The sequence below is a fragment of the Vagococcus humatus genome, assembly GCF_003950325.1.
GTDB classification, from domain to species: Bacteria; Bacillota; Bacilli; order Lactobacillales; family Vagococcaceae; genus Vagococcus_C; species Vagococcus_C humatus.
The window spans coordinates 631266-647919 of sequence record NZ_PXZH01000001.1 but is presented as its reverse complement, the minus strand read 5'-3'; the positions used below and the strand labels follow the sequence as shown (position 1 = coordinate 647919).

The following is a 16654-nucleotide window of genomic DNA, read 5'->3' as shown; positions in this document are numbered from 1 at the left end:
CATGTTTCGTAAAGAATCTGTAGCCAATCAGTTAATTTTTTTAACAGGAGCAACGTCAGGTGTTGGAGAGCAGTTAGCTTATTTGTTGGCTAAAAAGCAAGCTCGTTTAATTTTAAGTGGTCGCAACCAAACTAAGCTAGCTGAAGTCAAAGCTAATTGCCGAGAATATACGTTGCAACCTATTTATACAGCGTGCTTAGACTTAACTCAGCCAAAGACCATTCAACCAACAATGGAACACGTATATGAGAATTACGGTGTTCCTAGTATCTTAATTAACTGTGCAGGGATTGGTTTATTTCGCTCTTTTGTCGATATGGACTTTGAGCAAGTCGAACAAATTTATCAGATTAATTTATTTGGGACTATGGCTTTAACTAAAACTGTGACAAAAGAGATGATACAAAGCAAACAATCAGGAATAGTAGTAAATATCGCTTCACAAGGTGGGAAGATGCCTTCCCCTAAATCCAGTATCTATGGGTCAAGTAAAGCTGCTTTAATTGCTTTTTCTGACACCCTTAGATTAGAGTTAGCACCTTATAACATTCAAGTGTTAACTGTTAATCCTGGTCCTATTGTGACTAACTTTTTTGAACAAGCAGATGAAACCGGTAATTATTTAGAGGCGGTTAAAGACTATGCGTTAGAACCAGAAGAGGTGGCGATTGAAATTGTGGAAGGGATTGAGTTTAGAAAACGAGAAGTAAACTTACCCTCTTATATGCAATTAGCTAATCTTGGTTACCGGTTATTTCCTAGAGTGGGAGATTATTTATCACAAACAGTGTTTAATAAAAAATAGGGGAGGGAGGAGATGTTATGAAACATCACGGAAAATTATTGCTAGGGTTTGTTTTAGTGTTTGTTATTGCTATTTTTTCAGTAATTAACACTGAACCAGTTATCGTTAATTTTGGCTTTAAACGGGTTCAGTCCCCTCTTATTTTTACCATTTTAGGATCAGCTTTAATTGGCGCACTTATTGTGTTAATCGCTTGGTCCACTAGTTTTTGGAAACAACGAAAAGAACTAAAAGAACTTCGTTATAAAATAGGAGAGCAAGAAGCTGGAAAAGAAGCAGCTGTTGCAAAAGAACGAGAGTATTATGATTTATTGTTACATGAAAAAAATCAACAAATTGGTCTATTAGAAACTAAATTGAAAGATTTAGAAGGTTCTTCGTTTATAGAAGAGCCAAGGGATTTACTAGAAACAATAGAAGAATAATCGATTAAATAAAAAAGAGAAAAGGTCTTCTCTTTTTTATTTATTTTTTTTTGGTATAATGTTTTGGTTAGGATAGGAGTGATTTTTTGAAACCATCAGTGAATCAATGGAAAGTAGTACCAGAGATTGACGCAGCTAAATCTTTGATTCCTGTACTTGAACAGCGAAAAATTCCTGCACAATTCGCTTCCTGGCTGTGGGAAAAAGGTATTCGAACAGAAGAAGAGCTGACTGAATTTTTTAATCCCGATGTGACTGCCTTTCATGATCCTTTTTTAATGCACGATATGGCAAAAGGAATAACTAGAATTCAAGAAGGAATTGCTAATGGAGAAAAAATATTAATTTACGGAGATTACGACGCAGACGGCATTACCAGTACAACAGTAATGAAAGAAGCGATTGAAATGTTAGGGGGAGAGCCTATCATTTATATACCAGATCGGTTTATGGATGGCTATGGACCTAACGAACAAGTTTATCGTTATTTTATTGAAGAACAAGGCGTCCAATTAATTATTACTGTTGACAATGGGGTAGCAGGTTACAAGCCAGTTAAATATGCGATGGAAGCTGGGGTAGATGTAGTTATTACAGACCATCATGAGTTACCTGCTCAATTGCCAGAAGCCTTAGCGGTCATTCATCCAAGACACCCTTTAGGCAACTATCCTTTTGGAGACTTAGCAGGGGTGGGGGTTGCTTTTAAAGTAGCGACAGCCTTACTTGGAAGTAACCCATTAGAATTGCTGGATTTAGTGGCGATTGGAACCATTGCTGATTTAGTATCTTTAACTGGTGAAAACCGGGCATTAGTAACACTAGGTTTACAAGTCTTTAGAGAAACTGACCGAATTGGCCTGGTTAAGTTATGTGAAGTGGCAGAGATTGACTTGTACAAAGTAGACGAAACCAATATTGGATTTGGAATAGCTCCACGTCTAAATGCTTTAGGTAGATTAGAAGATGCTACACCAGGTGTCCACTTATTGACAACATTTGATGAGGAACAAGCAGAAGAGCTAGCTCATTTTGTTCAACAACAGAATGAAAAAAGACAAAATATTGTGAAGCAGATTGGTCAAGAAGCCTTAGCTATGGTGGAACAAATGCCTAATCATTCTCTTTATGTTTTAGCTAAAAAAGATTGGCATGAAGGTGTTTTAGGAATTGTGGCCAGTCGGATTGTTGAGGCAACTGGTAAACCAGCATTGGTTCTAGGGATTAATGACAAGGGCATAGCTAAAGGATCAGGTAGAAGTGTGGGTCAACTTAATTTATACGAAGCCTTGTGTGAGGAAAAAGACTTATTCTTAGCCTTTGGAGGCCATCATATGGCAGCCGGTTTCTCTTTAGAAGCGACTCTTTTACCAGAACTTCAAGAAAGATTAGATGCTTATATCGAGCGTGAAGAGATTGATTTAACTAAAGGAAAAGAAGTGACCGTTCTTTCTGCTCCTGATTTATCAGATATTCAACTAGAGTTTATTGAGAGTTTGGCAAAACTAGGTCCTTTTGGTACAGATAATGAAGCCCCTTGTTTTTTATTTGAAAACTATCAAATGCAGCAAGTGAAACAAATTGGTGCAGACAAAACGCATTTAAAACTAGTTGCTGAAAAAAATCAACAGACTATAGATGTGTTAGCTTTTAATAAGGGACAAGAAATTGAAGAATTTATGACAGTAAATCCTCTAGCTTTTATTGGGGAGTTACAAATAAATGAGTGGAATGACCGAAAAAAACCACAAGTACTGTTAAAAGATTATGAAGTCAAAGGCTTACAAGTGTTTGACTACCGAGGAAAAAAACAAAGCTTAACCCAGGTTAGAGAACAAGATGCTTTGTACGTTTACTGGGATGAAAAAGTGAAACCAAACACTGGTGACACTTGGCAATATCGAGCAGATTTAGCCGGATTAACCCCAAGAGAAACGGTGGTTTTAGTCGATTGTCCAGTTAATAGTCAAGAAGTGCGGCAAGTGATAGACATTACTAAAGCTAGCCGTTTATACTGTTTCTTTTTGTCTGAAGAGGAATATTATTTAAACGGATTACCTAATCGTCAGAAGTTTGCTAGATTGTATCAGCTAACTCGTCAGGTGGAAGAAGTGGATATTCGCTACAAGCTTCCGCAAGTTGCTTCCGCTTTAAAATTGTCACAAAAAGAATTGATTTTTATGATTCAAGTGTTTTTTGAGTTGGGATTTGTTAGAATAGATAATGGTGTAATGAAAAAAGTAGTAGATCCTTTGCCCCATCCTTTAGAAGAAAGTCCTTCTTACAAAGAAAGGCAGCAACGGATTCAAACAGAAAAACAATTATTATACAGTCAACCACAGGAATTATATACATGGTTAGCTCAGTAGGAGGAAAAAAATGAATTTAAGAGATTATGTTGCAAGTATTCCTAATTACCCAACAGAAGGAGTTATTTTTAGAGATATTTCGCCATTGATGGGAAACGGAGAAGCTTACCGAGAAGCAACTCAAGCGATTGTTGAATTTGCTAAAGAAAAACAAGTAGATATGATCGTAGGACCAGAAGCAAGAGGGTTTATTATAGGGTGTCCAGTTGCCTATGAGTTAGGAATTGGTTTTGCTCCTGCTCGTAAAAAAGGAAAATTACCTCGTGAAACCATTGAAGTTAGCTATGGTTTAGAATACGGAAAAGATGTGTTAACTCTTCATAAAGATGCGATTAAACCAGGACAACGTGTGCTAATTTGTGATGATTTACTAGCTACTGGCGGAACAATTGCAGCAACAACTAAGCTAGTTGAAGAACTAGGGGGAGTAGTAGTTGGCTGTGCCTTCTTAATTGAATTAAACGACTTACATGGTCGAGATAAAATTAAAGACTATGATATTTTAGCTTTAATGGATTATTAAGCAGATTTTAAAGCGTCGGTTTTTTAGCCGACGCTTTTTTTATAAATAATTGTTAAAGAATGAGAGAAAAGTTAGGCGATTAAGGGATATCATAGTAGTATAATAACGTATGATTAGAAAAAGAAAGGGTTTGAAGAAACCTGTGTTTAAAGCAATTAAAAAAACCATTCAAGTCATGTTGATTGGACTAATCGTCCTAGCCTTTTTGATAAGTGCTCGCTATCTTTATGTATTAAATAGACAAATAAAAGAAGTTAATCAGTGGCGAAGTGTGGTAGCTAGAGAAACAGCTAACTATCAGATAGAGCCTTATACAGATATTGTTTTAGCTATTATTTTAACGGAAAGTAAAGGCAATCACATTGACTTAATGCAAAGTAGTGAAAGTAAGTACGGCGAAACCAATCAAATTGGAACTTCAGAAGAAAGTATAGAGTCAGGTGTGAAACATTTGGCTGAAATGATTCATAGTTCAGAAGAAAATCACACAGATATTTGGACAGCAGTACAAGCTTACAATTTTGGGCAAAACTATATTCCTTATGTTAAAAGCCACGGAGGATTTAATTATGTAGAATTAGCTGAGGAATATTCTAAAGATATTTTAGCCCCAACGTTAGGTAATAAAGATCAAATAAGATACCGCTATTTAAATCCAAGAGCAGTTTGGTACAATGGTGGGTATTTGTATCAAGATGGGGGTAATTTTTTCTACGCAGAAATTGTTCAGTATCATTTAAAATGGATGAAAGTATTAAATAAATAACAAGAGAATAAATCAAGGAGTTTGTGGGTGAATGGAAAAATTTGAAAAAAGTCAAACTGGTTTAAGTTTGGCTGAAGTAGCAGAACGTCAGCAGGACGGAAAACAAAATAATTATGAAGAAAACATCTCTAAAACCACAGGAGATATTTTTAAAGATAATATTTTGACGTTGTTTAACTTGCTGAACTTAGCCATTGGTATTTGTTTATTTGCAGTTGGAGCTTATTCCAACATGTTTTACTTAGCAATTATTATGATGAACATGATTATTGGTATCAGTCAAGAGATACATGCTAGAAATATGGTTGCTAAACTATCTATTGTGTCAAAAGAAACCGCCCAAGTATTAAGAGAGGGCAAAAAAGTGACGATTGATGCCACAGAATTAGTTTTAGATGACCTAGTCTGGATTGGTGCAGGGGAACAAGTTCCCTCAGATATGGAAGTAGTTTTCGGGAAAGTTGAAGCAAATGAATCTCTGTTAACAGGGGAATCGGATTTGATTGAAAAAGAAATAGGTAGCACGTTATTATCAGGCAGTTTTTTAGTCAGTGGTGCTTGTTACGGAAAAGTTATCCGAGTAGGTAAAGATAATTACGCCACTAAAATTGCGACAGAGGCCAAAGTTCACAAACCGGTTAAGTCAGAATTAGTGTCCTCTATTCGAAAAGTATCCAAATTTACCAGCTATGTCATTATTCCTTTAGGAGTGATTTTATTACTTGAAGCCTTATTAGTAAGACAAGCTGGAGCAAAAGAAGCGGTGGTTTCTTCAGCAGGGGCTCTTTTAGGGATGCTACCTAAAGGTTTGGTGTTACTGATTAGTATTACGTTAGCGACAGCTGTGACTAAATTAGCTAAAAAACAAGTGTTAGTCCAAGATATGTATGCAGTTGAAACATTAGCTCATGTAGACACTCTTTGTTTAGATAAAACAGGCACTATTACAGAAGGCAAAATGAAAGTACAAGCTGTTGAGCTGTTAGAAGTGACTCCAGAAGATTATTTAGAAATTATAGGAAGTTATTTAAAAGCTAGTTCAGATAATAACATTACCATGCAAGCCATTCGGGAACACTATCAGGAAATGGATAAATATCAAGCACTAGATAGCTTAGCTTTCTCTTCAGAAAGAAAATGGGGAGCTATTTTATTTGATGGGTTAGGAACAGTGGTGTTAGGTGCTCCGGAAAGATTAGTGGCTGCGGAAGAGATGCCTAAACAAGTTAAAGAGGCTCAGGAACAAGGGTTTCGTGTTTTAATGTTAGGGTTAAGTCAATCTAAAGCACCCTTATCAGAAGTGCTTCCTTTAGATGTAACACCTTTAGCTGTGTTAGAGATTGATGATCCAATTAGACAACAAGCTAATGAAACTTTGGCTTATTTAAGAAAAGAAGGCGTGGACTTAAAAGTTATTTCAGGAGACAATCCTGTAACAGTGTCAAATATTGCTAGACGAGCTGGCTTAATCGGATATGATTCTTATGTGGATTTATCGACTTTTACCTCAGATGAGGCAGTCAAAAAAGCGGCTTTAGAATATCAAGTATTTGGCCGAGTGTCTCCTAAACAGAAAAAATTATTAGTTCAAGCGTTAAAAGAAGATAAGCGAACAGTGGCTATGACAGGAGACGGGGTCAACGATGTGTTGGCGTTAAGAGAGTCAGATTGTAGTATAGCCATGGCAGAAGGGGATAGTGCGACTAGACAAATTGCTAACTTAGTTTTATTAAATTCTGATTTTACGACGTTGCCTGATGTTTTATTTGAAGGTCGTCGTGTGGTTAACAATGTCACTAAGGTAGCTAGCATTTTCTTTATTAAAACTATTTACTCTTTCTTACTTTCAGTTATTTGTGCAGTGACTACTTTAGCGTTTCCTTTTATGCCGATTCAAATTACTTTATTAGACTTGGCGATTGAAGGATATCCTTCTTTCTTCTTATCTTTTGAATCAGATAAGCGAAAAGTTAAAGGAGCTTTTTTACCAACTGTTTTAAGAAACGCCACTCCAAATGCTTTATTAGTTTTATTTAACGTAATAGCTGTTCACTTGATTAGTCAAGGAAAAGGCTGGAGTTCATTAGATACGACTACTTTGATGTATTACTTACTAATTGGGGTAAGTGTGTTAGCAGTACTTAAAGCCTGTCTCCCTTTCAATCCTTTACGTGTTTTCTTATTTGTGACAACTGGTGTGGGAACTTATGTAGCAGCTATGTTATTTCATTCTATTTTAGAAATTGGCTTTTTAACTAGTCAAACTCTTCCGATTTTCTTCCTTTTATTTGGTATAAGTGTAGGAATTCGGTTATTAATCAGTCAATGGCAAAGGAAAAAAGGCTACGTTTAAATTCGTAGTCTTTTTTGATGTAAATGACACGAAAAGTTAGCGTTAAAATGGTATAATAATAAACAGAGAAAAAAGGGGCGAAAGTAAATGGAATTAGCCACATATTTAGCAAGTGGTCAGACAATTGTTTCAAATTTATTACTGACTTATTATCATAAAATTGGTTTATCTTCAGAAGAATTTTTGTTATATTTACAACTGCTAAATTATCAGCAACAAGGAAAAGAATTTCCTGATTTACGAGAAATTAGTCAAAATATGGGATTGAGTTCTGAGGAGGGCTTTGCTTTAGTGGAGTCTTTACTTAATCAGCGGTTTATCCGGTTAGTGACGTATCAAAATTCAGAAGGAAAAACCACCGATTCTTACGATCTTTCCCCAGTTTTCCAATTGATTGAAGAGAGAATTAAAGCGGAAAAACATCAAGATCAGGTAACAGAAGAACGGCTGAAAATTAGTCAATTGTATCAGTTGTTTGAACAAGAATTTGCTAGACCTTTGTCACCGATGGAGTTTGAAACCATTCAATGTTGGTTAGAAGAAGATCAATATATGCCAGATTTAATTGTGTTAGCTCTTAAAGAAGCTAGTTTAAATCAAGTTTATAATTTTAAATACATTGACCGTATTTTACTAAATTGGGAACGAAAGAATTTAAGAACAAAAGAACAAGTGATAGCGGAACAAAAAAAACGGAAAAAAGCCATTCAAACGAAAGAAGAGCCAACTGGTTATGCACCAAAAGAGGGAACTCCAAGAGCAGAAGTACCTCTTTACAATTGGTTAGAATCTGACTAGTAGGGATGGATAAATTGAACAAATAGATAAGGAGAATGTTTGGTGATATCTAAAGAAAAAACGATGGAAGCGATTGGAGTCATGATGGAGATGTTTCCAGAGGCAGTAGGGGAGTTATCCCACCGGAATAGTTTTGAACTATTGATTGCGGTGATTTTAAGTGCACAGGCTACAGATGTATCTGTCAATAAAGTAACCCCTGAGTTATTTGCTGCTTATCCAACACCAAAAGACTTAGCACAAGCTCCCTTAGAAGACATTATTCAACATATCAAAACGATTGGTCTTTACAGGAATAAAGGAAAAAATATTAAAGCTTGTAGCCAAATGTTGCTAGATGAGTTTGAAGGAGAAGTTCCTAAGACTCACGAAGAATTAATGCGACTACCTGGTGTGGGAAGAAAAACTGCCAATGTAGTGTTAGGCGATGCTTTCAATATTCCAGCTATTGCTGTAGATACCCACGTTGAACGGGTATCTAAACGATTAAGAATAGCGAAACAAAAAGCCACAGTGTTAGAAGTAGAAGAAACACTTATGCGAAAAATACCGAAAGATTTATGGGTGAAAACACACCATACCATGATTTTTTTTGGTCGTTACCATTGTTTAGCAAGATCCCCTAAATGTTCTGATTGTCCTCTCCTTTATATGTGTCAAGAAGGCAAAAACAGAATGAAATCGAATGAAAAATAATGAAAATAAGGAGAGGAGCCTATGTTATCCCAAATGATTGAGTTTTTAAATCTAAATGCATTGAAAAACTTATTAGAACATTATGTGCTAACTAAAAATTTCGCCATTAATTTATTGGATATTGCTGTGGTTTGGTATGTTATTTATAAATTAATGAATTTGTTAAGAGGAACGAAAGCTGTTCAGTTACTAAAAGGTATTGCAGTGATTGTTTTAGTTCGAGTGGTAAGTGGCTTAATTGGTTTAAACACAGTATCTTGGCTAATGAATCAAGTTATTACATACGGTGTTATTGCAGCCATTATCATTTTTCAACCTGAAGTAAGAAGAGGGCTAGAACATATCGGCCGAGGTGCTGTTTTTAAAAAGTCCAAACGAGATGAAAGGCAAGATGTGGCGCTGATTCACTCATTAGATAAAGCAGTGCAGTACATGTCTAAAAGAAGAATTGGTGCGTTGATTACCATTGAGGAAAATACCGGGTTAGATGAGTATATTGAAACAGGCATTCCGTTAAATGCAGAAGTTTCTGGTGAGTTGTTGATTAATATCTTTATTCCTAATACTCCTTTACATGACGGAGCGGTAATCATAAAAAATCAAAAAATTGCGGTAGCCTGTGCTTATTTACCTTTGTCTGAAAATGAAAACATTCCTAAAGAGTACGGAACTCGGCACAGAGCTGGAGTAGGAGTGAGTGAAGTCAGTGATGCTGTAACCATTATTGTTTCCGAGGAAACAGGGGGGGTCAGTATTGCTCTTAAAAACCATTTATTGCCTGATTTAGATCAAGAGGAGTATCTTCAAATTTTAACTGATGAATTAGTTAAAACAGACAATGATACAAAAGACAAGAATTTACTCCAACATTTTCTAGACGGTATCTCAAAGGGGGCGAAAAGCGATGAATAAGGTAAACAACAGTAAGTGGTTTGCTAAATTATTGGCTTTGTTTTTTGCCTTGTTACTGTTTTTTAATGCTAATTCTGAAAAAAGAATGCAACACCTTCCAACAGATACTAGTTTAAGTGCAACGACTGAAAAAGTTCCGATTAAATTAAACTATGACGAAAATAAATATTTTGTTTCTGGTTATGAAGAAACAACCACAGTTTATTTAAAAAGTGCGAATAAAGTTTTGTTAGATATTGAATCAGATCCTAATACTAGAAATTTTCAAGTAGAGGCAGATTTGACTAAGTACAAAGAAGGAACCTTTGAAGTGCCTTTGAAAGTGGTCAATCTAAACAATGCTGTAGAGGGAACTCTTAAAAATAAAACGATTCATGTCACAGTAGAAAAGCGTTTGACCAAGACTTTTTCCGTCACCCCTAAAATCAATGAAGATTTGCTGAAAAAAGGCTATAAGATTGGCTCTGTAAGTGTTGATCCTCCTAATATCGATATTACAGCAGGCCGCTCTATACTAGATAGTATTGAAGAAGTGGTAGCTCCAATTGATGATTTAAGAAACATTGATAATAATACATCTAAAAAAGTGGATGTGATAGCCTTAGACAAGATGAAAAATCGGTTAAGCATTATTGCTGTACCTACAACCGTTACGGTAACAATTCAGGTGGAGATGCCTTCAAAGGAAATCCCCTTAGTTCTTAGTCAAAAAGGGACCCTTGGGGAAGGGGTAGAAAAATATAATTTTGAAATTTTACAAGAAAATGTTAAAATAAGTGGACCGCTCAATTTAATAGACCCACTAACTAGCCTAGCAGTAGAGGTGAATGTCAACCGTATTCAAGAAGAAACAACGCAAACATTGCGTTTACATGCACCAAGTGGGATTCTTGTTGATCCTACGTCTGTTGAGGTTAAGATTATACCGGTTTTTAAAGAAAAAGAAACGAAAACAGAAGAGACTTCTAAGCCTAAACCTAACAAATCAGAATCTAAGGAATCGACGAGTAGTCAATCAGAGTCGTCGAATAGCTCTGACGAGACTGATTCACAGGTGCCTTCAGCAGAAACAAGCACTGAAGAAGAATAATGGTTTTTAGAAGGATCAGGAGGTAAAGGAAAAATGGGAAAATATTTTGGAACTGATGGTGTGAGAGGCATAGCTAATCAAGAACTAACACCAGAGTTGGCTTTTAAATTAGGACGTTGTGGAGGATATGTTTTATGTCAACACAACCGAGACAGTGAAGAAATGCCTCGAGTTCTAGTTGGAAGAGATACGCGTATCTCTGGACAAATGTTAGAACAAGCACTTGTAGCTGGTCTGTTATCCGTAGGGATTGAAGTGTTTCAATTAGGTGTTATTTCAACTCCCGCAGTTGCCTATTTGACTCGTTTACAGGAAGCAGCAGCAGGGGTGATGATTTCAGCTTCGCACAATCCTGCTCAAGATAATGGTATCAAATTCTTTGGTCCTGATGGTTTTAAACTAGTGGATGCACAAGAATTAGAAATTGAAGCTTTACTAGACGGAACAGAAGATAAATTACCTCGTCCTTCAGCTGAAGGATTGGGAATGCTAGATGATTTTCCAGAAGGCCTGATTAAATATTCGCAATTTTTAACTGAAACAGTTACACACAATTTAGAAGGTATGAAAGTTTGTTTAGATGCTGCTAATGGAGCGACTTCTCCGATTGTTAGCCGAGTGTTTGCAGATTTAGAAGCTGACTTTTATACAATGGGAACGAAACCTAATGGGCTGAATATCAATGATGGGGTAGGTTCTACTCATCCAGAACAATTAGCTAGTTTTGTAGTAGATAAACAAGCTGATTTAGGATTAGCCTTTGACGGAGACGGCGACCGCGTAATTGCTGTGGATGAAACTGGTCAGATTGTTGACGGGGATAAAATTATGTATATCTGTGGTAAATACTTATTTGAGCAAAACAAATTGAAAAAAAATACGATTGTTTCAACTGTTATGAGTAATTTAGGGTTCCATAAAGCAGTCGAAGCGGCAGGGATGAATGCTATTACCACTAAAGTAGGAGACCGTTACGTAGTAGAAGAAATGCGTAAAAATGGTTATAATTTAGGGGGAGAGCAGTCTGGCCATATGATCTTTTTAGATTATAATACTACAGGTGATGGTATTTTATCTGGTATTCAATTAATGAATGTTATGAATCAAACAGGTAAAAAATTATCTGAATTAGCAGCAGAGATTGAAGAATACCCTCAAAAATTAGTCAATATTAAAGTATCCAATAAAAATGGTGCCATGGATGTGCCAGCAATTAAAGAAGCGATTGAACAAGCTGAAAAAGAAATGGACGGCGATGGCCGGATTTTAGTTCGCCCTTCAGGAACAGAACCATTGCTACGGGTGATGGCTGAAGCTCCTACCATCGAAAAAGTTAATTATTATGTAGATACTATTTCAGCTGTAGTTCGTAAAGAAATTGGTATTGATTAAGTCGTTTATTTTAATAAAGTTAAAAGTGATAGGTGATCTGGTTAATCAAGATCACCTATTTTTTTATGGGTCTTTCTTTAACAGGGGATTTAAGCTATAATAGGTTTTCGTTTAAATACTAAAAAATAAATAAGAAAGAGGTGATAACATGAACTTTTATAATTGGATAAAAATCATGATACCACCGTTTCCCTTCACAGGATGTTTTTTTCCCAGCTATTAATTAATTAGGAGAATTTTTATGGAAAAAAACATGGAAACATTATCAAGTAAACAAATTAATTTAGCTCTACTAATATGTTTAGTAGGTTTTCCGCAAATTAGCGAGACTATTTATACGCCTTCTCTAACCGAGATTGCGAAAGGTTACCAAGTACCTTTAAACTTAGCTCAATTAACTTTGAGTATTTATTTTTTAGCTTTTGCTATAGGGGTATTTTTTTGGGGAATCATCTCTGATTATATCGGCCGGCGAAAAGCTATGAATATCGGGATTTTTATCTACATTTTAGGCTGTTTCTTTTGTCTGGTATCTAATCAGATTGGGACTCTTTTTGTGGCACGGTTTATTCAAGCTTTTGGGGCAAGTACAGGTTCTGTTACCACTCAAACTATTTTAAGAGATAACTATCATGGTAATCAGCGACATCAATTATTTGGCAAAATTTCAGCTGCTCTAGCCTTTTCACCAGCGATTGGACCTTTAATTGGTGGGATTATTGGACAGTATTATGGCTTTCGCGCTGTTTTTCTTTTCTTAGTGATAATGGGGATGATGTTGCTAGTTTGGAGTGTTAAACAATTATCTGAAACACAACCAGCTAACTTACCTCGTTTTAGTGCAAAAGAAGTGATGGCTATCAGCAAGAAAATGATGACAGATTCATATACTGTAGCCTTTGGTGTGTTAATTGGCTTATTTAACGGGATTTTGTTTAGTTATCACTCTGAAGCTCCGACTATTTTTATAGAAAGCTTTCATTTTAGTCAAAGTCAGTATGGATTTATGGGAGTAGTGGTAGCATTAGCTACAGTTCTAGGGGCTGCACTATCTAATCGAGGTTTAAAACGTTTGTCAGCTAAAAAAATTATGACACAAGGAATTCGTGTCTCTTTGATAGGTTCGTTTTGTATGATTGTAACAGCTAGTTTATCCCTTTCTTTATCCAGTCAATTGCTTGGTTATATAGTAGGTGTTTTTATTATGTTAGTTGGAATAGGAATGGCATTGCCTAACTGTTTAAGTTTAGCTTTGGTTAATTTTTCAGATACCGTTGGGATAGCTGGGGCATTTTTAAGTTTAGGATATTACATATTAGTCAGTCTTAGCACATTTGTCATTGGCATCCTTCATACAGGCTCTATTATGACTTTACCTTTATTTAGTTCAGTCATGTTACTTTTCGCATTACTTTGTTTGAAGTGGGTAAAATAGTAGCTATAAACGATTCGTTTGACTTTTAGTCAAATGAATCGTTTTTTTAGTTGGTTTATTTACTTAAGAAAGTTTTATTTATAAGGATTTAGATAACAATTTATCGATATAGACCATTTCAAAAAAATGTTGACAAATAAAACAATAACTATTAATATACTGTATGTTAACTAATTAATAAACAGGTATACCATTTGTAAACCAATTTAAAATAAAAGGTAGGTTCAAGTTATGTGTGGAATTGTTGGAATCATTGGTCAAGGTGGGGCAACAGAGACATTAGTTCAAGGGTTAAAAAAATTAGAATACCGAGGCTATGATTCAGCTGGTATTTTTATTCATAATACTGAAACAGATTATCTAATTAAATCTGTTGGTAGAATTGCTCATTTAGAAGAAAAATTAGCACCAGAAATAGATGGAACCATGGGGATAGGACATACTCGTTGGGCAACTCACGGTAAACCAACTGAGGAAAATGCTCACCCTCATCAATCGAGTGATGGCCGGTTTGTTTTAGTTCATAATGGTGTGATTGAAAACTATCAAGAATTAAAACAGTTATTATCAAAAGGAGTGCTAGGAGAAGATTGTACAGATACGCAAATAGTAGTAGAGTTGATTAGTCAATTAGTAGCTCAACATCAATTAGATGCTAAAGAGGGGTTAAGACAAGTTTTAACGCTAATAAAAGGTTCTTATGCCTTCGCTTTAGTAGATAAAAAAAATCCCGAGGCTATTTATTTAGCTAAAAATAAAAGTCCGTTACTTATTGGTGTAGGAGAAGATTTCCACGGATGTTGTAGTGATGCGATGGCTATGATTGAAAAAACTAACCAATTTGTTGAAATTAAAGACGGAGAAATTGTGGTATTAACTAAGTCTAGTTATCAGATTGAAAGTTTAGCAGGAGAAAAAGTGGAACGTGCCCCTTATACAGCTGAATTAGACAGTCAAGACTTAGAAAAAGGCACCTATGAGCATTACATGTTAAAAGAAATGGAAGAACAACCGGCTGTTATTCGCCGCATTTTATCTAAATATCTAGATGAGCATGGCAATTTAACTATTTCAAAGGAAGTGCTAGACCAGTTAAAAGCAAGTGACCGTATTTATATTGTAGCTTGCGGCACTAGCTATCATGCTGGTTTAGTAGGGAAAAAATTATTTGAAACCTTGACTCATATCCCAACAGAAGTCCATATTGCCAGTGAATTTGGCTATCATATGCCACTTTTAACCAAGTCTCCTTTCTTTATCTTTTTAAGTCAGAGTGGTGAAACAGCTGATAGTCGTCAAGTGCTTGTCCAAGTTGCGGACCGGTATCCGACTTTGACTATGACTAATACACCTGGTTCTACTTTATCAAGAGAAGCCAGTCATACCTTACTTCTTCATGCAGGACCTGAAATTGCAGTTGCTTCAACGAAAGCTTATACTGCTCAATTAGCTGTTTTAGCAATTTTAGCTAATGTCTTAGGTCAATCGCTACAAAATGAGTTAGCTCTTTCTTTTGACTTAGCTCACGAATTAAGTCTAGTAGCATCAGGATTAGAAGAAGTTATGGCTGAAAAAGGTCAGTTTGAAGAATTAGCTAAAGAAGTCATCTCAGATCAGGCCCATGCTTTCTATATTGGAAGAGGGTTAGATTATTATGTAGCACTAGAAGCTGCGCTAAAATTAAAAGAAATTTCTTATGTTCATTGTGAAGGGTACGCAGCGGGAGAATTAAAACATGGTCCGATTGCCTTAATTGAAAATGAAACCCCAGTGATTGCTTTATTAACAGAAGCAAGCACCTTAGATCATACAAGAGGTAATATGAAAGAAGTAGAAAGTCGGGGAGCCCGAGTGATTTCTCTTGTGTCTGAACAATATGCAACAGAACAAGATACCATTGTTTTACCAAAGGTTCATTCACTGTTAACTCCTCTTATCACAGTGTTACCTACTCAATACTTAGCTTACTACACTTCTTTAAACCGTGGCTTAGATGTAGATAAACCACGTAATTTAGCAAAAAGTGTGACAGTGGAATAATAAACAAAAAATATCCGCCTCTTTTTAAAGAGAGTGCGGATATTTTTTGAGCCATTCTTCTTGTAAAATAGCGTAATAGTATTCATCCCACCAACCATTTTGGGCAGGAATACACTGTTTAAACTCGCCTTCTCTTCGCATTTGCAGTTTTTCCATCAGGTGATAAGATGCGGTATTTTCAGGTTGACAAGTGGCGATTACTCGGTGAATATTTTTTTGCTTAAAGCCGGTATCTAGTAAGGCAAAGCTTGCTTCATATCCATATCCTTTTTGCCATACATCTTGCTGAAACACCCAGCCAATTTCATAACTATGCTTACCGAAAAAAGCTTCAAAATAAAGGTGTCCAATAGGCTGGTCAGTTTCTTTTAAACAAACAGGAAAATAGCGACCGTGTTGGCTTTCTTTTTCGGTAAAGTCTTTAACCTTTGTTAAGGAAGAAAATTTTTCTGGAAGGTAGTGCATAACAATAGGGTCCATTAAATAATTAGCTGCTGCTTTGACATCTTTTGATTGATAGGGACGTATAATAAGCCGCTTGGTTTCAAGATACATAAAGGTCACACTCCTTTTAATGATACAGATATCATACTATATCTAGTGAGATGAACCAAGTTTCGTTACATTAATAGGGTAATATTTATAAAAGTTGAGGCTTATGTTATAATTAAATAAAAGCTATCAGAGAAAGAGTAGGTGGAGGCAATGGAAGAATTAGTCTTTTTTAACCGAGGAAATGCCTTGGCAACTAATGTGGATACGAAAGAATTATATCGAACCGCTCAAGTAGATCATGTTAAATATCATCCTCCTGGACAGTTAGTTATTGTACTAGATGAGGAAAATGGGGAACATGTTTTATTTGATTTATCAGATCAAAAAACCAATGATCATGAAAAAGATGTTAAAGGATATCATGTGAAAGAAGTTATTCGTTAAAAGTTAAAAAACAGACTGAGGAGCAGGTAGTGATTTCCTCAGTCTGTTTTTTTATTATAAGAGAGAAAAAATGATTGACAAATAAGCTGACTGTGTATACTATATATACAC

General features: G+C 35.7%; 15 protein-coding genes. 14 read left to right on the top strand and 1 reads right to left on the bottom strand.

All coding sequences use genetic code 11. The features are described from left to right. Position 1 precedes the first annotated feature (1 nt). From C7P63_RS03115 to glmS, 13 genes are all read left to right on the top strand, one after another. Entirely contained in the window at positions 2 to 805 is an 804-nt protein-coding gene (locus C7P63_RS03115; RefSeq protein WP_125942697.1) for an SDR family NAD(P)-dependent oxidoreductase, read from the top strand. A 17-nt stretch (positions 806 to 822) separates the two neighbouring features. Further along, the gene (locus C7P63_RS03110; protein WP_125942696.1) at positions 823 to 1230 is read left to right on the top strand and encodes a LapA family protein; all 408 of its coding nucleotides are present in this window, start codon (positions 823 to 825) and stop codon (positions 1228 to 1230) included. Between the two features lie 86 nt (positions 1231 to 1316). Further along, positions 1317 to 3599 (top strand): single-stranded-DNA-specific exonuclease RecJ, encoded by a 2283-nt coding sequence (recJ, locus tag C7P63_RS03105; RefSeq protein WP_165863757.1) that lies wholly within the window; start codon positions 1317 to 1319, stop codon positions 3597 to 3599. Between the two features lie 10 nt (positions 3600 to 3609). Further along, a complete protein-coding gene (locus C7P63_RS03100; protein ID WP_125942695.1) occupies positions 3610 to 4122 on the top strand; it encodes an adenine phosphoribosyltransferase in 513 nt (170 codons plus the stop codon). A gap of 109 nt (positions 4123 to 4231) precedes the next feature. After that, positions 4232 to 4888 (top strand): lysozyme family protein, encoded by a 657-nt coding sequence (locus tag C7P63_RS03095; protein ID WP_125942694.1) that lies wholly within the window; start codon positions 4232 to 4234, stop codon positions 4886 to 4888. 31 nt (positions 4889 to 4919) lie between these two features. Next, positions 4920 to 7241, top strand: a complete 2322-nt coding sequence (locus tag C7P63_RS03090) for a cation-translocating P-type ATPase (protein ID WP_125942693.1) — start codon at positions 4920 to 4922, stop codon at positions 7239 to 7241. Positions 7242 to 7328: 87 nt separating this feature from the next. Continuing rightward, the gene (locus C7P63_RS03085) at positions 7329 to 8039 is read left to right on the top strand and encodes a DnaD domain-containing protein (protein WP_125942692.1); all 711 of its coding nucleotides are present in this window, start codon (positions 7329 to 7331) and stop codon (positions 8037 to 8039) included. 42 nt (positions 8040 to 8081) lie between these two features. Then, the gene (gene nth, locus C7P63_RS03080; RefSeq protein ID WP_125942691.1) at positions 8082 to 8735 is read left to right on the top strand and encodes an endonuclease III; all 654 of its coding nucleotides are present in this window, start codon (positions 8082 to 8084) and stop codon (positions 8733 to 8735) included. 21 nt (positions 8736 to 8756) lie between these two features. Continuing rightward, positions 8757 to 9647 (top strand): diadenylate cyclase CdaA, encoded by an 891-nt coding sequence (gene cdaA, locus C7P63_RS03075; RefSeq protein WP_125942690.1) that lies wholly within the window; start codon positions 8757 to 8759, stop codon positions 9645 to 9647. After that, positions 9640 to 10737, top strand: coding sequence for a CdaR family protein (locus C7P63_RS03070; protein ID WP_125942689.1), 1098 nt, complete (start codon positions 9640 to 9642; stop codon positions 10735 to 10737). Before cdaA ends, C7P63_RS03070 begins: the two co-directional genes overlap by 8 nt. A 33-nt stretch (positions 10738 to 10770) precedes the next feature. Beyond that, positions 10771 to 12129, top strand: a complete 1359-nt coding sequence (glmM, locus tag C7P63_RS03065) for a phosphoglucosamine mutase (RefSeq protein WP_125942688.1) — start codon at positions 10771 to 10773, stop codon at positions 12127 to 12129. A 241-nt stretch (positions 12130 to 12370) separates the two neighbouring features. Next, positions 12371 to 13564 carry a multidrug effflux MFS transporter gene (locus tag C7P63_RS03060; protein ID WP_125942687.1) on the top strand — a complete coding sequence of 398 codons (1194 nt, stop codon included), beginning with the start codon at positions 12371 to 12373 and terminating at the stop codon, positions 13562 to 13564. A gap of 231 nt (positions 13565 to 13795) precedes the next feature. Next, the gene (gene glmS / locus C7P63_RS03055; protein WP_125942686.1) at positions 13796 to 15604 is read left to right on the top strand and encodes a glutamine--fructose-6-phosphate transaminase (isomerizing); all 1809 of its coding nucleotides are present in this window, start codon (positions 13796 to 13798) and stop codon (positions 15602 to 15604) included. Positions 15605 to 15628: 24 nt separating this feature from the next. Here the strand turns inward: glmS and C7P63_RS03050 are convergent, their stop codons facing one another. After that, a complete protein-coding gene (locus tag C7P63_RS03050; RefSeq protein ID WP_125942685.1) occupies positions 15629 to 16159 on the bottom strand; it encodes a GNAT family N-acetyltransferase in 531 nt (176 codons plus the stop codon). 150 nt (positions 16160 to 16309) lie between these two features. Here C7P63_RS03050 and C7P63_RS03045 point away from each other — a divergent pair, with 150 nt between their 5' ends. After that, complete coding sequence (locus C7P63_RS03045; protein WP_125942684.1) at positions 16310 to 16543, top strand: hypothetical protein; 234 nt, start codon at positions 16310 to 16312, stop codon at positions 16541 to 16543. The last annotated feature ends 111 nt before the right edge of the window (positions 16544 to 16654 follow it).

Excerpts from the sequence above, each read along its gene's own strand:
- C7P63_RS03115 (WP_125942697.1), top strand. The coding sequence starts at position 2 with ATGTTTCGTAAAGAATCTGTAGCCAATCAGTTAATTTTTTTAACAGGA.
- C7P63_RS03110 (WP_125942696.1), top strand. The coding sequence starts at position 823 with ATGAAACATCACGGAAAATTATTGCTAGGGTTTGTTTTAGTGTTTGTT.
- C7P63_RS03100 (WP_125942695.1), top strand. The coding sequence starts at position 3,610 with ATGAATTTAAGAGATTATGTTGCAAGTATTCCTAATTACCCAACAGAA.
- C7P63_RS03095 (WP_125942694.1), top strand. The coding sequence starts at position 4,232 with ATGATTAGAAAAAGAAAGGGTTTGAAGAAACCTGTGTTTAAAGCAATT.
- C7P63_RS03090 (WP_125942693.1), top strand. The coding sequence starts at position 4,920 with ATGGAAAAATTTGAAAAAAGTCAAACTGGTTTAAGTTTGGCTGAAGTA.
- C7P63_RS03085 (WP_125942692.1), top strand. The coding sequence starts at position 7,329 with ATGGAATTAGCCACATATTTAGCAAGTGGTCAGACAATTGTTTCAAAT.
- cdaA (WP_125942690.1), top strand. The coding sequence starts at position 8,757 with ATGTTATCCCAAATGATTGAGTTTTTAAATCTAAATGCATTGAAAAAC.
- C7P63_RS03070 (WP_125942689.1), top strand. The coding sequence starts at position 9,640 with ATGAATAAGGTAAACAACAGTAAGTGGTTTGCTAAATTATTGGCTTTG.
- glmM (WP_125942688.1), top strand. The coding sequence starts at position 10,771 with ATGGGAAAATATTTTGGAACTGATGGTGTGAGAGGCATAGCTAATCAA.
- C7P63_RS03060 (WP_125942687.1), top strand. The coding sequence starts at position 12,371 with ATGGAAAAAAACATGGAAACATTATCAAGTAAACAAATTAATTTAGCT.
- glmS (WP_125942686.1), top strand. The coding sequence starts at position 13,796 with ATGTGTGGAATTGTTGGAATCATTGGTCAAGGTGGGGCAACAGAGACA.
- C7P63_RS03050 (WP_125942685.1), bottom strand. The coding sequence starts at position 16,159 with ATGTATCTTGAAACCAAGCGGCTTATTATACGTCCCTATCAATCAAAA.
- C7P63_RS03045 (WP_125942684.1), top strand. The coding sequence starts at position 16,310 with ATGGAAGAATTAGTCTTTTTTAACCGAGGAAATGCCTTGGCAACTAAT.